Source organism: Planococcus sp. CPCC 101016, from assembly GCF_007859295.1.
Taxonomy (GTDB): domain Bacteria; phylum Bacillota; class Bacilli; order Bacillales_A; family Planococcaceae; genus Planococcus.
The window spans coordinates 19167-41832 of sequence record NZ_VOHB01000003.1 but is presented as its reverse complement, the minus strand read 5'-3'; the positions used below and the strand labels follow the sequence as shown (position 1 = coordinate 41832).

At 43.1% G+C, this 22666-nt stretch carries 17 protein-coding genes; 15 read left to right on the top strand and 2 right to left on the bottom strand.

Annotated elements, in window-relative coordinates; all coding sequences use genetic code 11:
* Nucleotides 1–5: 5 nt before the first annotated feature.
* A complete protein-coding gene (locus tag FQV26_RS12300; protein ID WP_146557843.1) occupies nt 6–1283 on the bottom strand; it encodes a glucose-6-phosphate isomerase in 1278 nt (425 codons plus the stop codon).
* Between the two features lie 283 nt (nt 1284–1566).
* Between FQV26_RS12300 and FQV26_RS12295 the strand changes: the two genes are divergently transcribed.
* The 14 genes from FQV26_RS12295 (at nt 1567) to FQV26_RS12230 (ending at nt 19767) form a co-directional block, all read left to right on the top strand.
* Nucleotides 1567–3588 carry a penicillin-binding transpeptidase domain-containing protein gene (locus FQV26_RS12295; RefSeq protein WP_146557842.1) on the top strand — a complete coding sequence of 674 codons (2022 nt, stop codon included), beginning with the start codon at nt 1567–1569 and terminating at the stop codon, nt 3586–3588.
* Nucleotides 3589–3872: 284 nt separating this feature from the next.
* The gene (locus FQV26_RS12290) at nt 3873–4832 is read left to right on the top strand and encodes an aldo/keto reductase (RefSeq protein ID WP_146557841.1); all 960 of its coding nucleotides are present in this window, start codon (nt 3873–3875) and stop codon (nt 4830–4832) included.
* A gap of 75 nt (nt 4833–4907) precedes the next feature.
* Complete coding sequence (locus tag FQV26_RS12285) at nt 4908–6536, top strand: glycoside hydrolase family 13 protein (protein ID WP_146557840.1); 1629 nt, start codon at nt 4908–4910, stop codon at nt 6534–6536.
* A gap of 273 nt (nt 6537–6809) precedes the next feature.
* Nucleotides 6810–8069 carry a S8 family peptidase gene (locus tag FQV26_RS12280; protein ID WP_146557839.1) on the top strand — a complete coding sequence of 420 codons (1260 nt, stop codon included), beginning with the start codon at nt 6810–6812 and terminating at the stop codon, nt 8067–8069.
* A gap of 96 nt (nt 8070–8165) precedes the next feature.
* On the top strand, nt 8166–9404 hold the full coding sequence (locus FQV26_RS12275) for a helix-turn-helix domain-containing protein (RefSeq protein ID WP_261384331.1): 1239 nt from the start codon (nt 8166–8168) through the stop codon (nt 9402–9404).
* A 259-nt stretch (nt 9405–9663) separates the two neighbouring features.
* A complete protein-coding gene (locus tag FQV26_RS12270) occupies nt 9664–10329 on the top strand; it encodes a GNAT family N-acetyltransferase (protein WP_146557837.1) in 666 nt (221 codons plus the stop codon).
* A 192-nt stretch (nt 10330–10521) separates the two neighbouring features.
* Nucleotides 10522–10704 carry a pyridoxal-phosphate dependent enzyme gene (locus FQV26_RS19035; protein WP_261384330.1) on the top strand — a complete coding sequence of 61 codons (183 nt, stop codon included), beginning with the start codon at nt 10522–10524 and terminating at the stop codon, nt 10702–10704.
* Between the two features lie 521 nt (nt 10705–11225).
* On the top strand, nt 11226–12932 hold the full coding sequence (locus FQV26_RS12260) for a PucR family transcriptional regulator (RefSeq protein WP_146557836.1): 1707 nt from the start codon (nt 11226–11228) through the stop codon (nt 12930–12932).
* A 203-nt stretch (nt 12933–13135) separates the two neighbouring features.
* The gene (locus tag FQV26_RS12255; protein ID WP_146557835.1) at nt 13136–14320 is read left to right on the top strand and encodes a M24 family metallopeptidase; all 1185 of its coding nucleotides are present in this window, start codon (nt 13136–13138) and stop codon (nt 14318–14320) included.
* A gap of 80 nt (nt 14321–14400) precedes the next feature.
* Nucleotides 14401–14706 carry a hypothetical protein gene (locus FQV26_RS12250; RefSeq protein WP_261384329.1) on the top strand — a complete coding sequence of 102 codons (306 nt, stop codon included), beginning with the start codon at nt 14401–14403 and terminating at the stop codon, nt 14704–14706.
* Nucleotides 14707–14728: 22 nt separating this feature from the next.
* On the top strand, nt 14729–15928 hold the full coding sequence (locus FQV26_RS12245; RefSeq protein ID WP_146557833.1) for a cystathionine gamma-synthase family protein: 1200 nt from the start codon (nt 14729–14731) through the stop codon (nt 15926–15928).
* A gap of 24 nt (nt 15929–15952) precedes the next feature.
* On the top strand, nt 15953–17161 hold the full coding sequence (locus FQV26_RS12240) for a M20 metallopeptidase family protein (protein WP_146557832.1): 1209 nt from the start codon (nt 15953–15955) through the stop codon (nt 17159–17161).
* 88 nt (nt 17162–17249) lie between these two features.
* Nucleotides 17250–18305 carry a homoserine dehydrogenase gene (locus FQV26_RS12235; RefSeq protein WP_146557831.1) on the top strand — a complete coding sequence of 352 codons (1056 nt, stop codon included), beginning with the start codon at nt 17250–17252 and terminating at the stop codon, nt 18303–18305.
* Between the two features lie 19 nt (nt 18306–18324).
* The gene (locus FQV26_RS12230) at nt 18325–19767 is read left to right on the top strand and encodes an aldehyde dehydrogenase family protein (RefSeq protein ID WP_146557830.1); all 1443 of its coding nucleotides are present in this window, start codon (nt 18325–18327) and stop codon (nt 19765–19767) included.
* A 170-nt stretch (nt 19768–19937) separates the two neighbouring features.
* On the opposite strand, the gene FQV26_RS12225 is transcribed toward FQV26_RS12230, so the two are convergent.
* A complete protein-coding gene (locus tag FQV26_RS12225) occupies nt 19938–20447 on the bottom strand; it encodes a GNAT family N-acetyltransferase (protein WP_146557829.1) in 510 nt (169 codons plus the stop codon).
* A gap of 327 nt (nt 20448–20774) precedes the next feature.
* Here FQV26_RS12225 and ilvD point away from each other — a divergent pair, with 327 nt between their 5' ends.
* Nucleotides 20775–22460 carry a dihydroxy-acid dehydratase gene (ilvD, locus tag FQV26_RS12220; protein ID WP_146557828.1) on the top strand — a complete coding sequence of 562 codons (1686 nt, stop codon included), beginning with the start codon at nt 20775–20777 and terminating at the stop codon, nt 22458–22460.
* The last annotated feature ends 206 nt before the right edge of the window (nt 22461–22666 follow it).

Genomic DNA, 22666 nt, shown 5'->3' with positions numbered 1-22666 from the left:
ATGGTTTAAAATCCAGGTTTATTCAAAAGTTTAAAGATATTATTTTTATAGTCTTCCACGCCTGGCTGATCGAATGGATTAATATCGAGCATATAAGCACTGTATGCACAAGCAAGCATATAGAAATACAGCAAATGTCCCAAATGGTGCTCATTGATTTTAGGGATTGTCAGGCTGAGCTGAGGCACGCCACCATCTAAATGGGCACTCGATGTTCCTTTATACGCAACATGGTTGAATTCCTGTAAAGAAAGGCCTGCCAGGTAATTCAATTCATCATCATCGTTTTCAGCTTCGAAGATTGATAAGTCCTCGTTCGCTTCCTGAACTAGCAGGAAGGTTTCAAACAAGTTGCGTTTGCCGTCCTGAATATACTGGCCCATCGAATGAAGGTCAGTGGTGAAGGAAACCGACGCCGGGAAAATCCCTTTGCCTTCTTTGCCTTCACTTTCACCGAATAATTGCTTCCACCATTCTTGTACAAATGAAAGCTTCGGCTCGAATGTTGCCATCACTTCTGTCGTATACCCTTCAACATAAAGCTGATGGCGGACTGCTGCATATTGTGCCGCAGCATTTTCATCAAAATCGGTATTGTTATAAAGCTCTTCAGCACTTGCAGCCCCTGCGATCAAGTCGCGGATAGAATAGCCGGCAGCTGCAATCGGTACCAATCCGACAGCCGTGAAAACAGAATAACGTCCGCCTACGTCAGCAGGCACGACAAAACGTTCATAGCCATTTTCTTCAGCAAGTGTCAGCAATGCGCCTTTTTCAGCGTCTGTTGTCACAACAATTCGTTCGGCTGCTTCCTGGCCATAACGCTTCTCCATATAATCTTTTAGGAAACGGAAAGCGATAGCCGGCTCTGTTGTTTTACCAGATTTGGAAATAACGTTGATCATCACACGCTTGCCATCAAGGTGGGCAAGCAATTGTTTCAAGTATTCACCGCTGACCTGATGACCTGCGAAGAGCACTTCAAGACCTGATTCTTTGTCGAAATAAGGATCTAATGCTGATAATACGGCCTTAGCTCCCAAGTAAGATCCACCGATGCCGATGACTACGAGGACATCCGCATTGTCGCGGATTTTTGCAGCTGTTTTTTCGACTTTTGCCAAAAATTCCTCGTCAAGTGTGCTTGGCCAATTCACCCATCCAAGAAAATCAGAGCCTTTTCCTTTTTTGTTGTGAAGATTTTCATGGATTTCCTTTAACTGTGTTCTTTTTTCAAGTGTTAATACGGAACCAATTGATTCTGAAAATGTAATTTCAACCATATTCAACCTCCTATCTTTTGTTAAACCAGTTTACCATATAAGAACCGCCAATAGCGGATGTTTTGAGGAGTAAATTATGCAATCAGATAATTCAATTGACCCAGAGAATGAATGTCACATAAAATATTCCACAAAACAATTCAGCTAGTTTAGTAGGCTATGTTCAAGCGCACGAAGTGATGACGGAAAATTTGATTTTAATTCACTTTTACAAAAGAGCTTTTATCCTTTCAACTATTGGGCATTTATTGGTAAAATAAAGAAAACAATTGGGGGTTACGGTATGGCTAAGAAATTAACAATGATCCTGGGACTGGTTTTTCTGGTCTTTCTGGCAGGCTGTCAGCAACAGGCTACACCTGAGGACCGTCTTAAGGAGTACATAGGACACTGGAATAATGGAGAGTTTTCAGAGATGTACAGCGTTTATTTAAATCAAGGATCCAAAGAAGCGTATGCTTCGGAAGACTTTGTCGAACGGCAGCAGAAGCTCTATGAGGATTTGGCGATCGATAATGTCGAAGTGACATATACCAAACCTGCCGAAGATGCGAAATGGGACACCGAAAACCCTGCAGATTTTCCGGTGCAGGTAAAAATGGACACGATTGCAGGACCAGTTGAGTTTGAAAAAAACATGACTTTGCTGTTCGAAGAACAAGGAGAAACAGAAGACTGGTTTGTTGAATGGGATCCATCCTTTATTTTCGAACAGTTGGAAACGGGCGACGAGGTTCGCGTATCGACAACCAAGTCAGAACGTGGTGAAATTCTGGACCGCAATGAACAGCCGATAGCGATAAACGGAACCGGCTATAATATCGGGGTTGTTCCCGAGAGTTTTACGGAAGCGTCAGCTAAAGAAGATTTGGCCGAACTTCTGGGAATTTCGGTTGCTAACATCGATGAACAATTGGGTCAAAGCTGGGTTCAGGAAAATCAGTTTGTACCAATTTCCAAAGCTGCAAAAAACGATACGGAGTTGCTGGAAAAAGCAACTGCGATTCCTGGTGTGACTTATCAGGAAACCGCTATGCGTGAATATCCGTATGGAGAAGCACTTGGTCATTTGAGCGGCTATATCGGACCGATTACTGCTGAAAAATTGGAAGAGCTAAAAGACCAGGGTTACACATCAACTGACTCGATTGGCAGAAGAGGATTGGAACAAACGCTTGAAGAACGTCTTCATGGAGCTAATGGCATGAAAATCCTTATTAAGAAGCAAGGAGATAATGGGGAAGAATTGACAGTTGCCGAAACCCCTGCTGAAAATGGGGAAACGGTCATCCTGACCATCGATGCAGAGCTTCAGAAATCTGCATATGAAGCAATGGAAGGGGAAGCGGGAACAAGTGCAGCAGTCGATCCGGAAACCGGAGAAACACTGGCGCTGGTCAGTTCACCGGCATATGATCCGAATGAGTATATGCTTGGCATTAGCGAAAGCCGGTTTAAAGAATTGAGCGAAGATCCATTAACACCTTTATTCAATCGATTTGGAGCGGCCTATGCACCTGGATCGACCATTAAGCCCGTGACAGCGGCTATCGGAATGGAAGCGGGTACGCTGGATCCAGCAGAAGGTCTGCAGATTGACGGAGCAACTTGGCAAAAGGACGGTTCCTGGGGAGATTATCGGGTGACACGTCTGCATCCGGAAGCACCAAATCCAATCGACTTGAATAAAGCATTGGTGTATTCCGATAATATTTATTTTGCACGCCAAGCACTCGACATCGGCAGCGAAGCATTCGTTACCGGCTTAGAGAATTTTGGCTTTGGAGAAGAAATTCCGTTTGCGCTGGAGCTGCAGTCATCGCAGATTTCAAATGAGGGAACTCTTGGATCTGAAGGCCAGTTGGCTGATACTTCATTTGGACAAGGACAGATGCTGACCAACATACTTCATTTGGCTTCCATGTATGAACCGTTCTTGACAGATGGCATTATGTATAAGCCGCTGCTGTTCATGGAAGAGGAAAAAGGACAGGTATGGAAAGAAGGATTGCTGAGTGCGGAAAATGCGGAAATTCTTCGTACTGGAATGCGCAATGTCGTAGTGGACGGCTATGCCCAGTCGGCAAACAGCACATCTGTAAAAATTGCCGGAAAAACAGGTACAGCTGAATTGAAAGGGGCGATAGGAGAAGAAGGGCAGGAAAATGGCTTTTTTGTCGCTTATGATTCTGAAAGCCCCGATTTCATCCTGGCAATGATGATCGAATCGATCGAAGACAATGGCGGCAGTGATTATGTCGCTGGATTTGCAGCTAAAGTATTTGAAGAATATAAAACTGAATAAAAGACAAAAACAGCCGCCAGCAGTAGATTATGCTGGTGGCTTTTCTTTGGAAAAATGATCGTACATGCTAAACGAAAGAACCAGATTTTCAAACGGGAAAACCGCAGCTAGGCTAGTAATATGTGAAGCAGAACAATATTGCCCAAAATAATTAAAAACAATCTAAAAAATGAAGTTATTAATAATATAGTGAGTCAAATAGCAGGAATTTCCAAGCGAATATTGAATAGAAAGAGTAATGAAATGTTGCAGGATTCGGACAGTACTCAATAAGGGGGAGTTGGATGGAATATAGAAACTTAGGAGATACTGGACTGAAAGTTTCGAATATCAGTTTAGGCACAATGGCGTTTGGGCGGTGGATAGATGAACAGGCATCAGTTGAAATTATGGACATTGCTCTGGATACAGGCATCAACCTGATTGATACCGCTAATTTCTATGGCAAAGGCCAAGACGAGGCATTTAAATATGGAACAGGGGAATGCGAAGAAATTGTCGGTAACTATTTGAAAGGGAAGCGGAATCAGGTCGTACTAGCCACTAAAGTAGGATTGCCGATGGGCAAAGGGCCAAACCAGCAGGGCTTGTCCAAATATCACATTATGCAACAGGCTGAAGAATCCCTCCGGCGGCTTCAGACCGATTGGATTGACCTTTATCAAGTTCACCGTTTTGACAGCAGTACACCGCTGGAAGAAACCTTATCCGCGTTAACGGATCTGGTAAGACAGGGAAAGGTTCGCTATATCGGCTGTTCAAATTATGCGGCCTGGCAAATGGCAAAAGCAAAAGGAGTCAGCGAGTTACACGGGCTCGAACATTTTGTTTCGAGCCAATCGCAGTATAATTTATTGTCGCGAGAGCTGGAAAATGAAGTGGTACCTTATTGTCAGTCGGAGAAAATGGGACTGCTGGCATACAGCCCAATGGCTCGTGGCATGTTATCAGGAAAGTACAAAACAAAAGGAGAGATGCCAGAAGACAGTCGTGCAGCAAAAGGGGAGGAATTGATCCAACATTATTTTACAGATGCAAATTTTGAAAAGGTCGCAGCCTATAAGGAATTATTGGGCGATCAAGGCTACAACCTGTCGCAGTTTGCACTGGCTTGGATCCTTAATCAGCCTGCTGTCACTTCTGCCATAGTGGGGGCCAGCAAACCTCATCACGTGTCCGATGCTGTTGAAATCAGCGGCTGGGAATGGATGGAAGGACTGAAAGAGCAAGTAGCGCATATTTAAAGGATAAAGAAGAAGCTGATCAGGAAAACCGATTCGACAATAGTTATTTCCAATGGTGGGAAGAGGGAGAGGACTTTGAAGAAAACATGGTGGAAAGAAGCAGTAGTCTATCAGATTTATCCGAGAAGCTTTAATGATTCAAATGGAGATGGTATCGGCGACTTGAACGGTGTAACAGAAAAATTGGATTATTTGGATGAGCTTGGCATCACGATTATTTGGATTTGCCCGATGTATAAATCTCCGAATGTTGATAATGGCTATGACATCAGCGATTATCAGGCGATTATGGAAGAGATGGGGACGATGGAGGATTTTGACCGATTGCTTGGGGAAGTGCATAAAAGAGGAATGAGGCTTATCCTCGATCTTGTTATCAATCATACAAGTGACCAGCATCCATGGTTTGTGGAATCGCGCTCCTCAACAGATAATCCGAAACGCGACTGGTACGTATGGCGTGATCAGCAAACAAATTGGGAGTGTATTTTCGGCGGTCCTGCCTGGACTTTTGATCCGAAGACAAATCAATATTATTTGCATATCTTCACGAAAAACCAAGTGGATTTGAATTGGGAAAACAAAGACATGCGCGAAGCCGTTTATGAGATGATCCGCTGGTGGCTGGATAAAGGCGTTGATGGTTTCCGCGTCGATGCCATTAATCATTTGAAGAAAGATTATACCAATATGCTAAATCCCAAAAATCTCCCTTATGTACCTGCCTGGGAAAAGTTCACTGAAGTGGAAGGCTTGCAAGATATGCTCGCAGAACTCCGGGATAAGGCTTTTTCAGGTTATGATATTGTTACTGTAGGCGAAGCGAACAGCGTAAAATCACATGACATGGAACAATGGATCAGCGAACATGAAGGGAAATTTAATATGATTTTTCATAGGGAAGCTCTTGAAGCAGCAAGCACCGGCCATGAAAGCGGATTGGATGTCGAAGACTTAAAAGAAGTTCTTAACCGTTGGCAGAAGGTGGCACACGGCATTGCCTGGAATTCTCTCTATATCGAAAATCATGACCGCCCCAGAACGGTTTCCATTTGGGGAAATGACCGGGATTACTGGTTCGAAAGCGCAACGGCTCTAGGCTGTATGTACTTTTTCATGCAGGGCACACCTTTCATATACCAAGGACAGGAAATTGGCATGACCAACGCCCCGTTTGACGATATCGAGATGTATAATGACATTGAAACAAAGAATATGTATCGGTATAACCGTAAAGAAGGCGTAGCGCATGAAGATTTAATGGAAATCATCAAAAAAATTAGCCGTGATCACGCCCGTACCCCCATGCAATGGAACAACAAAGAGTATGCAGGGTTTTCCAAAGCCAAGCCGTGGCTAAGCGTAAATCCAAATTATCAATGGCTGAATGTAGAAGCTCAGAAGAATGATCCTAATTCCATTTGGTCTTTTTATAAGAAAATGATTCATTTGCGTCAAAACTGGGAAGTCCTAGTTTATGGAACAACCAATCTGACTGATTCAGGCTGTCCGGATGTCTACGCATATATTCGAGAAGACCGCTATACGAAGATGCTGATTGCCTCAAATTTAAGTGAACGCCCATGTACCTGGAATACGCCTTATCATGCTGAACTTCTTTTGACCAATTACGAAGAGCGGGTCAAAGGCGTGCTTCAACCGTATGAAGCATGCGTATTTTTCTTAAATAAAGAGGCCTATTGATAGCTGTGAGATTATAGGAAGCCGTAAAGCAATTCGAAAGAATAGCTTTACGGCTTTTTTATGAATAATTTTTATAGGTATATTTAATTGAGTATATAGACACAGTATAGGATTTTCCTTCTTATATTATAATAAATTTCCCAATTACGGAAAACTGAAACTTCTGCTAACTTATAGATGTGGCAGGTTTACCAACCGGGGATCATAAAATGATGCGGGACGCCGCTGCCGATCCTAAACGCCATAAACCATATTGGAAAAGGGGATTGAACGATGAAGAAATCGGCAAAATTCATTACGACTGCAATGTTGACAGCTACTTTACTGCTACCGGCACTGGGTGTCAGCGCAAATGGGGATTCCGTTGAAAAAGCGAACGGCAACGAGAAATTCCGTGTATTGATTGATACAGCAAACCAGAAAGAGCTGAAAAATGCCAAAAACCAGTACGGGGTCCATTGGGATTTTGAAAGCGAAGGATTCACCACCAATATGAACAATAAACAATTCGAAGCTCTCCAGAAAAACAAAAATATATCTGTCCAGAAAGTTCCAGAATACAGTATTGAAGAAACATCTGCTGAACCATTGGCTAAATATTCAACAATGGCGGCTTCTCAATCGACACCATGGGGCATCAAAGCCATCTACAATAACAGCAATCTAACTCAAACCTCAGGAGGGGCAGGGATTAACATTGCAGTCCTCGACACAGGAGTCAATGTAAACCATGCGGATCTAGCGAGTAATATTGAGCAGTGCAAAGACTTTACGCTTGGTGCCAGCATTACAAATGGCACGTGTACGGATCGTCAAGGACATGGAACGCATGTTGCAGGATCTGCCCTTGCAAATGGCAACGGAGGCTTGTACGGAGTTGCACCACAAGCCGACCTTTGGGCTTATAAAGTGTTAGGAGATAATGGATCGGGTTCTTCTGATGACATTGCAGCAGCCATCCGCCACGTTGCAGATCAAGCAGCTGCATTAAAGACAAAAGTGGTTATCAATATGTCGTTGGGATCTTCTGCTGAAAGCAGTCTGATTACGAACGCCGTCAACTATGCCTACAACAAAGGTGTGTTGATTATCGCGGCCGCCGGAAACTCAGGTCCTTATCAAGGGTCGATCGGCTTCCCTGGCGCCTTGCCAAATGCAGTGGCAGTAGCGGCTCTTGAAAACGTAATCCAGAACGGCACATACCGCGTAGCCGACTTTTCTTCACGCGGTTATAGCTCTACAGCTGGCGATTACTTAATCGGCAAGTACGATGTGGAAATATCAGCTCCAGGTGCTGCAGTTTATTCAGCTTGGTACACAGGTGGTTACGCGACAATCAGTGGAACTTCAATGGCTTCACCGCATGCAGCCGGACTTGCTGCAAAAGTATGGGCAACAAACCCAAGTGCAAGCAATGTTCAAGTACGAGCTAATCTTCAAAACCGCGCAAAAGCATATGATATCCTGTCAGGATCAGGTGCTGGATACGGTGACGATTATGCGTCAGGATTTGGTTTTGCGCGTGTTCAATAATTAAATAGGCCATCACAAAAGCGGCAACCCTGTCAGAAATGTCGGGGTTGTTTTTTTATGGTATATTTTATTTATTCTGTAAAAAAGGGTGAAATTATGAATGTGGGTTCTGTTATTAAGTACTATCGGACAAAAAACAAGCTGACGCAATCGCAATTGGCAGATGGCATCTGCTCGATTTCACATTTAAGCAAGATCGAATCAAATGCCTATATTCCGCATGAATCGACCATTCATGCGCTGTTATTAAAGATGGGGGTTCAATTAAAAGGTGAAGTGGAAAAACACAAGAGATTGGAAAAGCTGCTCGAAAATTTCATCGATTGCTCTCTTCATTATGATTTGGAAACTATGAGGGAAATCTATACGCAGTTGGAAAGAGAAAACGATTACATTCAATCTACTTATCTAGTCAATCAATATGAACTTTATAAATTCCGTTTCTATATTTATGATGTTGATGCAGCTAAGGCGGAACGGCAAAAAAAGTTGCTGGAACGAATGAAGGCCTCTTTTTTAGCGCCGGAACATTGGGTGCATCAATTTTTTCAGTCCCTGTACTGGTCCATGGTAGGGGACAATGCACGCTCTCTTGAAATTCTCAATAGTCTGGATATGGGAATTCAAAGTATTCCGCAGAAATTTGAAGGAGAGTTCTATTACCAGAAGGCGCGTATGCTCATTTTGGCTGACCGTTACGAACTGTCTGCCCATTTTGCTGAATTGGCGGTCCGTTCTTTTCAGCTTCATCATAATTATATCCGGCTCTTGCATGCCCAAATGCTATTAGCAATCAATTATACGCGGAGAAATCTGCTGGTGCAGGCGGAAAGCATCTATGAGGTATTGATCCGCAATACTCACCTGACAAAACAGATAGAATTGCATAGCCAAACGCTATACAATTACACAGAATTATTGAAGCTGAAGAGAAAACCAGGGGAAGCCCTGGAAATTCTTCAGACGCTAAAAGATAAAGTAGAAACCAATACGTATTTCTACAAGGCAGTTCTGGTAAGCTTGTTAGAAGCTATGATTGAGACCGGACAAGATGCTGCATTGTTGATAGCTGAATTAAAGATGATCAGCCAAGTGTCACAAGAGAATTATTTTCAAATTTATGCCAATTATTTCGAGAAAAGAAATTTTTCCCAACCAGATCTTTATACCTATTGTGAAGAAATAATGTTTCCATTTTTCAGAAAGCATGGTTATATTAAGGAAACTAAAAATATTGCTTCTGAATTGGCTGCTCATTACCGGATGCAAGAGCAGTGGGAAAAAGCTTATTTCTATCAATCTTATCGAGATGAGAATGGCGGTGAATTGAAATGATGAAAATGAAACTATCTATCTTATTTATCGTATCTACAGGTTTACTTGTTGCGGTGACATTGGGTGGACCTAATGTCTTGCCGCCCATCTAATCGTTGCAGTCAAAGCTTTCCTATACTTAAGTGCTTTTAAGGCAATAGGCAAACTCGGCCAAATCGAGTTTGCCTATTGCCTTTTTTCAAGAAAAGATGCAATCACCTGGTAGTTTTAAACCGGGAGAAGGATATCGTATGATAAAGAAAAGAAAGGAGAGAAGCCATTGTACAGTAAAAAGCAATATGTCTTTGACGGAAGAAAGCCAGTAAATGTGGAAATCCGCCATTACAACCAATTCGATTTTCCAGAGCTGATAGCGATTCAAAAAGAAAGTTTTCCACCACCGTTTCCTCCGGAACTTTGGTGGAATGACGAACAGTTGGAAAATCATGTGAAACTCTACCCCCAAGGAGCATTATGCATAGAAGTAGAAGGAGAGCTCGCGGGGTCGATGACTGCATTGCTGACGGATTTTGATCCTGTGCACCCTGAACATAAATGGCAGGAGATAACCGATGATGGCTATATCCGAAATCACAAACCGCAAGGTGCAACTTTGTATATCGTCGATATTTGCATCCGGCCAAAATACCGGTCTTTGAAACTCGGCCAGCTTTTGATGCAATCCATGTACGAGCGTGTTGTGCAGGATGGACTGGAGCGTCTCCTTGGAGGAGGGAGGATGCCGGGTTACCACAGGTTTTCAGATAAGCTGTCAGCAGAAGAGTACGCAGATCAGGTAATAGCGGGTGAAATAAAAGACCCGGTCATTTCTTTTTTGCTGCGCTGTGGCAGAACGCCTGTCGCTGTAGTACCCAATTATGTGGAAGATGAAGAGTCAAGAAATTATGCCTTGCTGATGGAGTGGAAAAATCCATTTAATCAATGATGGTCGAGGAGATAAACGGCAAGCTATTATAGAAAGCCGTACTTAAATATCCTAGGAAATAAACAAGCCGCGAAGCTTTTTCGGCTTGTTTTCTTATGTCCTGCCGGTTAAGTTGTGTGAAAATTCGCTTGTGGAACCAGTCATTTTGAGCTTGAGCCAGTTGCCGATCCGCATATTATTGGCGGACGAGGGTTGCTTTCTGGAATCGGTTTGGCTTTAAAAACCAACAGCCCAGAAATCCAAATAATTGGTGTTTCGATGGAAAAATCCGCTGTTATGCATGAGAGTATAAAAGTTGGTAAACCACGGGAAATGGATGAAAGTGATACTCTTGCGGACAGTTTACGTGGAGGCATCGGACTCAATAATCAATAATATTTTTTATATGGTCAAGGAATTTATGGGCCAGTCAGTTTTGATTCCTGAGGAAGAGAGTGGCCGTGCCATGGCTTACATGATGGGATAAACAAAGTATGATTGTCTAGGGTGCAGCGGCTACAGGTATTGCAGCTGTATTAGGGAATCAAATCAGTCATCAAAATCCGTCGTTTGCGGTAATTATCTCAGGACGAGTTGTGGTTACTTCGGTTTTGCTCAAAGTGATCCAAAAATATACTTGAAAAGCAGTGGGAATTTACGAAGAATAAAACGTCATGCAAATGCTGTGAGCTTTCCAATCGAATTGAGTTTTCTGCATCGAGCCTTAGACGAAGGCTTGGATTTATTTGAGAATGAACTCAAGTTTTTAGAACAGTTATCAAAAATGATTAAAAAAAGAGTATTCAGATAAATGTTTCCCTGTATTTTCTGCGATGTTATAATCAAGGTTAACGATTTGGCTGAAGCTTTTTTGCTTGCGGCAAAAGGAAATCTGTTTAAGCTCGAAGGGGGATACCATGCAATTGACGGTAGAGAGTGTATTAAACTATAAGATTTTAGAAAATGCCCGCATTTTAACAGCAAAAAATTCTGTGGCTGATCGTATTGTTCAGTGGGTATCTGTAATGGAGATGCCAGTGGAGAATTTCGTCCGTCAGAACGAGCTTGTCCTGACGACCGCAATCGGGTGTCATAACAATGTAGACAGTTTTAAGAGTTTTGTTCAAGACATCATCGATTCAAATGCATCAGCATTGATGGTTGCCATTGGCCGCCATGTTTTTGATATTCCAAGAGAAGTTCTTGAATTGGCTGAGCGACAAAACTTTGTCATCATTGAGCTTCCATGGGAAGTAAGATTTTCCAATATCATCGAAGAAGTAATGAAGAACATCAGCGATGCACAGTATAAAGACCGGGAGAAGTCAGAGAAAGTTCAGCAGGAATTGTTGAAGCTTATCCTGAGTGACACGGACTTGAATCATATTTCAAAATATATTCAGCGGCAGATTGACTGTCAACTTCTTATTACGGACCGAAACGGATTTATACAAGCTGCTAGTGGGTATTCCCAGGATTTCATCGGTAAATGGAAGAACGCTGTTATTTTGGGCGATTTTCCAATTCAGCGTGAAGCGGAGCTGGTGAATAACGATCCCATGCTGCGCAAATTCCGGACTGGGGATTTAGATGGAAAAGTTATACTGCAAATTCCGGTTCTGCAAGTTTCAGAAGATCCGCAAGGCTATATTTTCGTAGTATTGCCGAAAGAAATGCCGACAGTTTCGTACTTAACAAATTTCAGGGCAGCAGTATTGGAACATGCGGCGACGGCTATATCACTATGGCTTTCACGGGAAAATGCCATTGAAGAAACAAAAGCTAATCTGCGCAGTGATTTTGTACAAGAAGTGGCTACTGGCGAATTTATTTCAATGGACCAAGCCCTTTCAAGATCAAAGCTGCTCGGATATAATCTTGATTTGCCATATGTTTGCTTGATCGGATTTCCTGAAAATTTTAAGGAGTTATTTGAAAAACGTGAGAAAGATTATGACTCTTATGTTCAGTGGAAAGAAAGCATGATTCGCTATATTGAAGAGGAAATCTACTTTGCTGCCCAGTCCTTGAAAAGAGAAGTCATGATGACTTACCAAGGAAACCAATTGCTGATTTATCTGGAGAAGCCAGTTGAATCAACTGAAGATCACATCATTGATTTTTTGGATTTGACTGATCGCCGTTTAAGGAATCTTTTGCCCGAAGTCACTATTTCATGGGGAATTGGGGATTATATTGAAGGCTTTAAAGGATTGGCTGAAAGTTATCATCATGCCATTATGGCATTGGATATCGGCAGACGGAAAAAAGGGAAGGGCAATCGTATGCTGTACAGTGACACTCAAATAGACCGCGTACTTTTAAACCTTGCGCAAAATGAGGAAATGAAAAAAGTGATGATGAGTACGATTCAACCACTTGTAGAATACGACAAGCAGCGCAATATGGATTTGACCGGAACCTTGAAATCCTATAATCAATGCCAAGGAAATGTCAGTCAAGCTGCAAGAGTTTTGAGTTTACATCGCCAGTCCTTGCTTTATCGACTCAGAAAAATTGAATCTTTGACCGGACTTTCGCTTATTGATCCCGATGATTTATTTTTATTGGATCTGAGTCTGAAAACTTGGGAAATCGGGATTGCAGAAAATATAAATGAATAAGCCGCTGTTCGAACTTTATATAAAGTTCGGGGGGCGGTTTTTATTGTTCTTTTAAAAAGAACCATTAGAAATTTGACTATAATAGGTTGAAATTTTCATACACAATTGCAGATGATAATTTTGAGGCTGTCACTCTATACTAAAGTAACGGATTTTTTGTTCCGAATATTCAAAAAATACTTGGTAAAGAGGGTGAAGTTCCTATGTCATTTGGGACCGCAGAGTATCAAGAAAGAGTTCGAAAGACAAAAGAGCGAATGGCATCTAAAGGGATAGAAGTTTTGCTTATCACGGATCCAGCAAATATGAACTATCTCTCTGGTTATGATGGTTGGTCATTCTATGTACATCAAATGCTGATTGTCATTGATGATGAAGACCAGCCAATTTGGGTAGGGCGCACAATGGATGCGAATGGGGCGAAAATCACCACATGGCTATATCACGACAACATTATTTCTTATCCGGATACGTATGTTCAATCAGAGACGAATCATCCAATGGATTTTGTGGCTGAAATTTTAAAGCAAATTGGGCAGGATAATCGAAGTATAGGAGTTGAAATGGAAAACTATTATTTCACAGCAAAATGCTACGAACAATTAAAAAAAGGATTGCCGAACGCACGTTTTCAAGATGCAACTCTACTAGTGAATTGGATCCGGATCGTAAAATCAGATCAAGAAATTTCCTATATGAAAAAGGCTTCTATACTCACTGGAAAAGCAATGAATGCAGCTATTGAAATGATTAACGAAGGTGTACGTGAATGTGATGTTGCAGCACAAATACTTCATGCACAAGTGACAGGGACAGAAGAATTTGGAGGGGATTATCCGGCTATTATGCCATTGATCCCATCAGGGGAAAAAACATCGACTCCTCATTTAACCTGGACGGATGCCCGTTATAAAAACAATGAATCAGTCATTTTGGAATTGGCTGGTTGTTATAAACGCTATCATTCACCACTAGCACGAACGGTCCACCTTGGTATGCCAGGTGATGAATTGAAAAAAATTGCACAAGTGACAATAGAAGGTCTTGAGGAATGTCTTGCAATGATCAGACCCGGCATTGTCATGGAAGAAGTTTGCGAAACATGGACGAAATCAATTGCTAGATACAATTACGAAAAAGAATCACGAATCGGTTACCCGATAGGCTTAAATTATCCTCCGGACTGGGGCGAACATACAGCAAGTATCCGTAAAGGCGATCGAACGATCCTGCAGCCGAATATGACATTTCATATGATTCTCGGGATGTGGAGCGATAAATCCGGTATTGAAATAAGCGAATCTTTCCGGGTGACAGAAGATGGCTGCGAAATCTTTGGCAATGTACCCAGAGGACTGTATGTCAAAGGAAAAACCTTAATCAAATAAGGTTTGCTATCAAAGTTTCTTCCGGATTTTTTGACAACCCAAAAATCGGCTTGCCGAGCGGCAATGGATTCATGGTGCTAATGAGTGAAAAAACTGTTATTCCTCAAGCATTTCTTCTGGATAATGGTTATTTGACCAAAATTCGGGCGGCAGCGGCTGGAGAATTACACTACGCCTTGGACAGGGATGTTTTAAAAGATTCTTCCGAAGCAATAGAACTGGGCCAATTAACTTCAAAAAAGGTGATCGGCCGGGATAACAATGAGCAAATTGCAGTTTGTGATTTAACCGGCACCGGAGTACAAGATACAGCCATTGCCTTGGTTGCTTACCAGGAATTGCTGAAGCAGCCTATAGGAATGGAAATCGATAATCAAGAACTATAAGAAAACTAAGAGGAGTGGTCATATGACAAAAAAAGATATTCAAGCAGGAACAAAAGCGGTATGGGCGGGAGAAAAAGAATACTTGGCTCATGGAGCAACTCAAGTACCCGTCGTATTAAGTGTGGCCTATACGTATGACGATATGGACGAATGGTATGACGTAGCAATCGGAAAGAAAAAAGGCCATATTTACGGACGCAATACGAACCCGACTGTACAAGCATTCGAAGATAAAGTGAAGATTCTGGAAGGCGCCGAATCAGCAACCAGCTTTTCTACAGGCATGGCCGCTATCAGCAATACATTAGCGACATTCTTACTGCCTGGTGATCGTATTGTATCTGTTAAAGATACATACGGCGGCACCAATAAGATTTTTACAGAATTTCTTCCGCGCCAGAATATCGAAGTGGCTTTGGCTGAAACCGGCAACCACGAATCAATTGAAGCGGAAGTCGCGAAAGGCTGCAAAATCCTTTATCTGGAGACACCGACAAATCCTACCGTCAAAATCACTGATATTGAACGGATGGCGAAAGCGGGGCATGAAGTAGGGGCTCTTGTTATTATCGATAATACATTTGGAACACCGATTAACCAAAACCCGCTTGAACTTGGCGTGGATTTGGTTATCCACAGCGCGACAAAATTTCTCGGCGGTCATGCAGATGCACTGGGCGGTGTCTTGGTCGGTTCACATGAACTGGTGGAGCAAGTTTATCATTATCGCGAAATCAACGGCGCTACAATGGACCCAATGGCAGCTTACTTAACTTTGCGCGGCATGAAAACACTTCACCTCCGTGTTCGTGAGCAATGTAAAAATGCGATGGAGCTAGCAAAATACCTGCAAACAAAAGAATTGGTCGAGGACGTTTTCTATCCAGGACTCGAAACCCATCCTAATCACGATATCGCCAAAAAACAGATGAAAGATTTCGGTGGCATGCTAAGTTTTGCGGTCAAAGGCGGCGTTGATACAGTGCGGGATCTTCTTCCAAAATTGCAGTATGCCCACCGCGCAGCAAACTTAGGCGCAGTGGAAACAACTGTGGGGCCAGCACGCACGACGAGCCATGTGGAATGTACACCTGAAGAACGTGCGGCAATGGGGATTCCGGAAGGGCTGATCCGTGTGTCTTGCGGCATCGAGAACATCGAAGACATCATTGCAGATTTTGAGCAAGCATTTAATCATGTGGAAATCGCTTTGAAAGTTTAAATTCAGATTTGAGGTGCATGGAAAATGCCGGAACAGCATCTTATTGTGGAACAAGCCAATTCTATGACAGCAAAATTGGTTGAATGGCGGCGCACGTTTCACCGATATCCAGAGCTCAGTTTCCAAGAATTCGGAACCGCACAATACATTGCAGGTATTTTACAAGAAATCGATGGGATAGAAGTGGATATAGGAATCGGACTAGACACGAGCGTAGTGGGGACCTTAACTGCGGGGGAAGGAATGACAATCGCAATCAGAGCAGATATCGATGCACTGCCGATTGAAGAAGAAAATGAAACCGAGTACCGCTCACAAAATAAGGGCATTATGCATGCCTGTGGCCATGATGCCCATCCTGCGATTGTATTAGGAACGGCTGAAATTCTGGCCGAGCAGTTTAAAAAAATGGACATCAGAGGAACCGTTAAATTCATCTTTCAACCAGCGGAAGAGTGTATAGATGAAAGGGGAATGTCAGGATCCCCTTATCTGATCCAAGCTGGCGTATACGAAGGAGTAGATGCAGCTATTGCAGTTCATATGTGTCCATGGCTCCCTGTCGGAGAAGTTCAAGTCAATGACGGATGCAGCATGGCAAATGTCGACGTTTTTCGTGCGAAAATTATGGGAACTGGCGGACATGGTGCTTATCCAGAACTTGGAACAGATCCGACCTGGATGCTGGGTCCGGTTTTACAGGCATTGCATGGAATTGTTTCACGTAAAGTGCCGGCATTAGAAGCAGCCGTTGTCAGCGTAGGTCAGATCCATGCTGGAACAGCAAGCAATATCATTCCGACAGAAGTGAAGATTGAAGGGACGATGCGCAGTTATTCATCTGAAATCCGTGAGTTATTATCGGCTGAACTTAAAAGAGCATTTTCAATTGCAAAAGATCTGGATGGCGAATATTCTTTGGAAATTCAAAGAGGCGAGCCTGCGTTGGTTAATAGCCAAGCAATCAATGAAAAATTCTTAAAAGCAATGAGCGAAACATATCCAGATTTAAGGATCACAAAAAAACCATTTGGCATGGGTGGAGAAGATTTTGGCTATGTCACACAAAAGCTGCCAGGATCTATGTTTTTCTTGGGAAGTGCTTTTCCTGATGGAAACCAACGGGACCTCCACACACCAATTTTTGATATCGATGAAAGCTGCCTGCCAATAGGAACTGCGATTCTTGCACAAACAGCACTCAATTTTTTAACAGGTAAAAAATTCGGCTGACAATAAATAAAGCTTGGCTGCTTGGAGCAGCTGTTCTTTACAGGAGGATATGAACGTAGTTGAAACTAAAAAGATAGAGGTGTAAACCATGGTCCACAAATTGGCGTTTATAGGATTTGGCGTGGTCGGCCAAGGCTTAGCTGAAATCCTTCTCGAAAAAAAAGAAGCCTTGAAGCAAGAGGAAGAGTTTGAAGCAAAAATCGTGGCAATCTCTGATTTGATGAAAGGATCGATATATCAGCCAGATGGTCTTGATATCGAACTGGTCTTAAAAACGCTGAAAGAAACCGGCAATGTGGAGGACTATCCTCAAACTGCTGGACTGATCAAAGGCTGGGACAGCTTGATGACCATTCGCGAGTCGAATGCCGACACCATCATCGAAGTGTCCTATACGGATGTGAAAACAGGACAACCGGCAATCGATCATTGCAAAACAGCATTTGAAAATGGGAAAAATGTAGTAATGACAAACAAAGGGCCCGTCGCTTTGGCATATAAGGAGTTGTCGGAAATTGCCGACAGCCATGGAGTATCGTGGGGATTTGAAGGCACAGTGATGAGCGGAACGCCGGCACTACGAATGCCAATTGCGACACTCGCCGGAAATGACATAACCGAGGTGCGTGGGATTCTGAATGGCACTACAAATTATATTTTGACAAAAATGGAGACAGATGGCGTCAGTTATGAAGAAGCTTTGATGGAAGCCCAGGCTTTGGGCTATGCAGAAGCGGATCCGACCAGTGATGTGGAAGGTTATGATGCACGCTATAAAATTGTTATTCTATCGAACTATGTCATGAAGGCTCCCTTGACCGTTGAAGAAGTTTCCTGCAAAGGCATTTCAAGTATTACATTAGCGGATATTGAAGAAGCCAAAAAAGAAGGAAAGCGCTGGAAGCTCGTAGCAAAAGCGCGTAAAGAAGTTGCTGGAGTGGTCGCTTCGATTGCACCAGAGAAGGTGGATTTGACTGATTCATTGGCATCTATTAGTGGTGCAACCAATGCAATTACTTATGAGACCGATCTGCTGGGCTCTGTAACATTAAGCGGAGCTGGAGCCGGTAAGGTAGAGACAGGTTTTTCGCTATTGATTGACCTGATTACAATCGCCCGGGAAAAGCACCCGGTCAAACTATGAAGAAATAGGGGGTAATAGGATGACTACTCATCTTGCAGGCCAAAAAATGTTTCTGGCGGGAAAGTGGATAAACAGTGATCGGATTATCGATGTTCGTAATCCCCAAGACAACAGCATCATTGATTCAGTCCCTTCTGCTACAGCAAAAGATATGCTCAATTGTATAGAAGAAGCAAAAGAAGGAGCGGAAATTGCAGCCGCCATGCCAGTTCACCAGCGTATAAAAGTGATCAATGACGCCGCTGAGTATATTGAAAAGCACAGAGAAAAGTATGCCCGAACAATTGCCTTGGAAAGCAGCAAAACAATTCGTGAAGCAACAAAAGAAGTAGGGCGTGCTATTCAAACCCTGCGCATCAGCGCAGAAGAAGCAAGAAGGATTAACGGTGAAACAATTCCTTTCGACCAGTCACCCGGAAATGAAAATCGCATCGGCTATTTCTATCGCTTTCCAATTGGCATTATTGGAGCAATCACACCTTTCAATGACCCACTCAATTTGGTTGCCCATAAGATTGGTCCAGCCATTGCGTCAGGCAATGCCATCATCGTTAAACCGGCAACCGTCACGCCGCTTAGCGCATTGCTTTTGGCAGAAGCCTTTTCGTTTGCTGACTTGCCAGCTAAGGTCCTGTCCGTAATTACAGGACGGGGCAGCGAAATCGGTGATGTACTTGTGACGCATCCTGCTGTCCGAATGATCACTTTTACTGGGGGACTGGAAGCGGGTGAAGAAATTTCACGGAAAGCAGGATTGAAGAAAGTCAGCATGGAGCTTGGATCAAATTCACCGGTCATCATTCTGGAAGATGCAGATATAGAAGATGCTGTGGGTTCAAGCGTATCAGGTGCTTTCTCGGCAGCTGGACAAAATTGTCTGAGCGTTCAGAGGATTTATATCCAGAAAAGTATTTTCGAATCATTCAAAGTCCAATTTGTGGAGCGCGCAGAAGGATATATTTTGGGTGACAAGCAATCCGAACTGACGGATATGGGACCGTTGATTACTGAAAAAGAAGCGATACGCGTTGAAAAGCTGGTCGACGAAGCGATTGATCAGGGTGCAGCAGTCCTAACAGGAGGGGAGCGCAACGGTGCCTTCTACTCGCCAACCGTGCTGACGGATGTCCCGGATAATTGCACGATTGCGCAAGAAGAGGTTTTCGGGCCAGTCGTCTTGCTTTATCCAGTAACAGATCTTGACGAAGCCATTGCGTTATCAAATAACGTCAATTATGGACTGCAGGCAGGAATCTTTACAAAAAATATTGATTTTGCACATAAAGCGATCGCTAAATTAGATGTAGGCGGCATTATGATCAACGACAGCAGTGACTATCGTATCGATGCGATGCCATTTGGCGGGGTTAAAAATTCAGGGTTAGGTCGTGAAGGCATCAAATTCTCCATTCAAGAAATGACAGAGCCGAAAGTTGTTTGCTTTAAACTGTCTAGTCAGTAGAAAAATCTTCGGAGAAAGTGAAAGGGAAATCTTATGAAGAAGTGAAGACAGGAGCGCACATAATTCAATAACACGTTCTTAAAATTCAACTATCAACCTTTCCTCGATAGAAGAAATGCTTAAAAAGAATCTTTTAAAAAAAGGTTCCGTCAAAATTTGACGGAACCTTTTTACTGTTTTTGAATGTCTAGTCGAAATGCTTTGACAACAATGCCGTCATCCAGCGGTGTATGGTCGAGTGAAACAACTTGCTCAAAGCCCATCTTTTCGTAAAGGGCGATGGCGTTTCTCATGAAGCTTCCCGTATGGAGTCCGATGAATTTTTGTTTGCGAATTTTGGAAATATCGATGCAATGTTCAACCAACGCTTTACCGATTCCACGGGAACGGAAATCTGTACTGACCGCCAATAAACGGATTTCTGGATAATCAATCGTCTCGGAATCCCATTCGTAAGCTGTGGACTCAGCGGGAAACAATGCGACACTGCCAGCAATCTCTCCACTAATTTCTGCAACAAAAACTTCAACTCCTGGCTGCTGGTCATTATCGGAAGACAGATTGGCTTTCAGCAGTTCCCAGTGCTGTGCCGAGAGCTCTTCTTCATATGTTTTATATGAAGAAAGGCGCTGCTCTTTCAATAAATAAAACTCATTTTTTTTGGCTTCACGAATCAACAAATGACCATCTCCTTTTACTCGAAATTCCAAGCGCGTTTCCTTACTTCATTAAATAAATAAAGAATTCATTCGGTTAACCTCATAGTATGTAACAGGATAACTGGAAAAAAGGACAGCTACTTCCTGTCCTAAAAGTTATTGTAGACAAGGTAATTATATAGAAATATATTGCATACGGCAAGAATGAAAAAAGCTATGACTACATGAAACCGTATACATTGTGTAAGTTGTTTGACGATTATAAAAATAATAAAATATTATTTTTTTATTCGTTGAATTCTGACAAATGTGCTCTATAATATATAGAAAAGAAAGGATAGGATAATTATGAAAAAAGATTTGCGAATTAACAGTAAGGTTTTCAGTGAAGGAGCGATGAAAGCACCTAATCGTGCCATGCTGCGTTCAGTAGGAGTTACCGATGAAGATTTTAAGAAACCGATGATTGGTGTCGCCAGTACTTGGAGTGAAGTGACGCCGTGTAATATACATATTGATGACTTAGCAATTAGTGCGAAAAAAGGGGCAAGAGCTGCTGGGGGCGTGCCATTTATCTTCAATACGATTACCGTTTCTGACGGAATCTCAATGGGGACCGAAGGTATGAAATATTCTCTTTCAAGCCGGGACGTCATTGCGGACTCGATTGAAACGGTTGTAGGAGCAGAAAGTCTGGACGGCCTAGTGGCAATCGGCGGCTGTGACAAAAACATACCTGGATGTTTGATTGCCATCGCTAACTCTGAAGTTCCGGCTGTTTTCGTTTATGGAGGAACCATTGCTCCCGGCCGTCACAATGGCCAGGATATTGATATTGTGTCTGTATTCGAAGGTGTCGGCCAGCATAACAATGGTGACATCAACGATGATACGCTGCGCAATATCGAATGCGGCGCTTGTCCGGGAGCGGGCTCATGCGGTGGAATGTACACAGCTAACACGATGGCGTCGGCAGCTGAAGCGATGGGGATGAGTTTGCCGGGAAGTTCTTCCAACCCTGCAGTATCTCCAGAAAAACTGGCGGACTGTGAAAAAGCGGGTGCGGCAGTACATAATTTACTTGAACTAGGCGTCTATCCGAAAGACATTATGACGAAAGAAGCGTTTGAGAATGCGATAACAGTTGTCATGGCACTTGGCGGATCGACAAATGCCATTCTGCATTTATTGGCGATTGCCCATGCAGCAGAAGTAGATTTGACGATTGACGACTTTAACCGTTTACAGAAAACTGTACCGCATTTGGCTGATCTGAAGCCGAGCGGCAAATATGTCATGCAGGATCTGCACCGTGTCGGCGGCGTTCAGGCTGTTATGAAGATGTTGCTGGAGGCTGGCTATCTGCACGGCGACTGCATGACGGTCACGGGCAAAACAGTGGCAGAAAACCTGAATGAAGCTCCGGCGTTGCAGGAAGGGCAAAAAGTCATCATGCCTTTCGATAATCCGAAACGCAAAGATGGTCCACTTATTGTCCTTAAAGGAAACCTTTCACCGAGCGGCGCAGTGGCGAAAGTCTCAGGCGTGAAAGTGAAACGCCACACTGGACCTGCTCGCGTCTACAATAATGAAAAAGAAGCGACAGCAGCTGTCATGGCGAATGAAATCAATGACGGAGATGTATTGGTCATCCGTTATGTAGGACCAAAAGGTGGTCCGGGAATGCCGGAGATGCTATCAGTATCAGCAATCCTTGTCGGTAAAGGCATGGGCGCGTCTGTAGCATTGCTGACAGATGGACGTTTTTCGGGCGGTACACACGGTTTAGTAGTTGGACATATTGCGCCGGAAGCACAGGCTGGTGGCCCAATTGCCTTTTTACAGGAAGGCGACATGGTGACCATAGACTCTGAGTTGCAGGAAATTTCCATGGATGTTCCTGAAGAAGAATTGGAGGAACGCCGCAAAAACTGGGTAGCTCCACCGCTCCACAAAAAAGGTGTGCTTGGCAAATATGCACATAACGTGTCCTGTTCTTCTAAAGGGGCAGTCACCGATTACTTAAACCGTTAAACAAATTTGTACTGCAAAAGTCGAATTGATAGAAAGCTTCTTTTTTTACACCGCTTCCGTCTTGATGTATGAAGAGGAAGCGGTGTGAAGAAGTATCTTTTTACTATTAAATAAAGTTCTAAGCATCAACATTCAGTGGAATTTCTTTCAACTCCACTGAGTCATTTTGTTAATAAAAGACGGAATATTACGTAAATTAAGGAGGC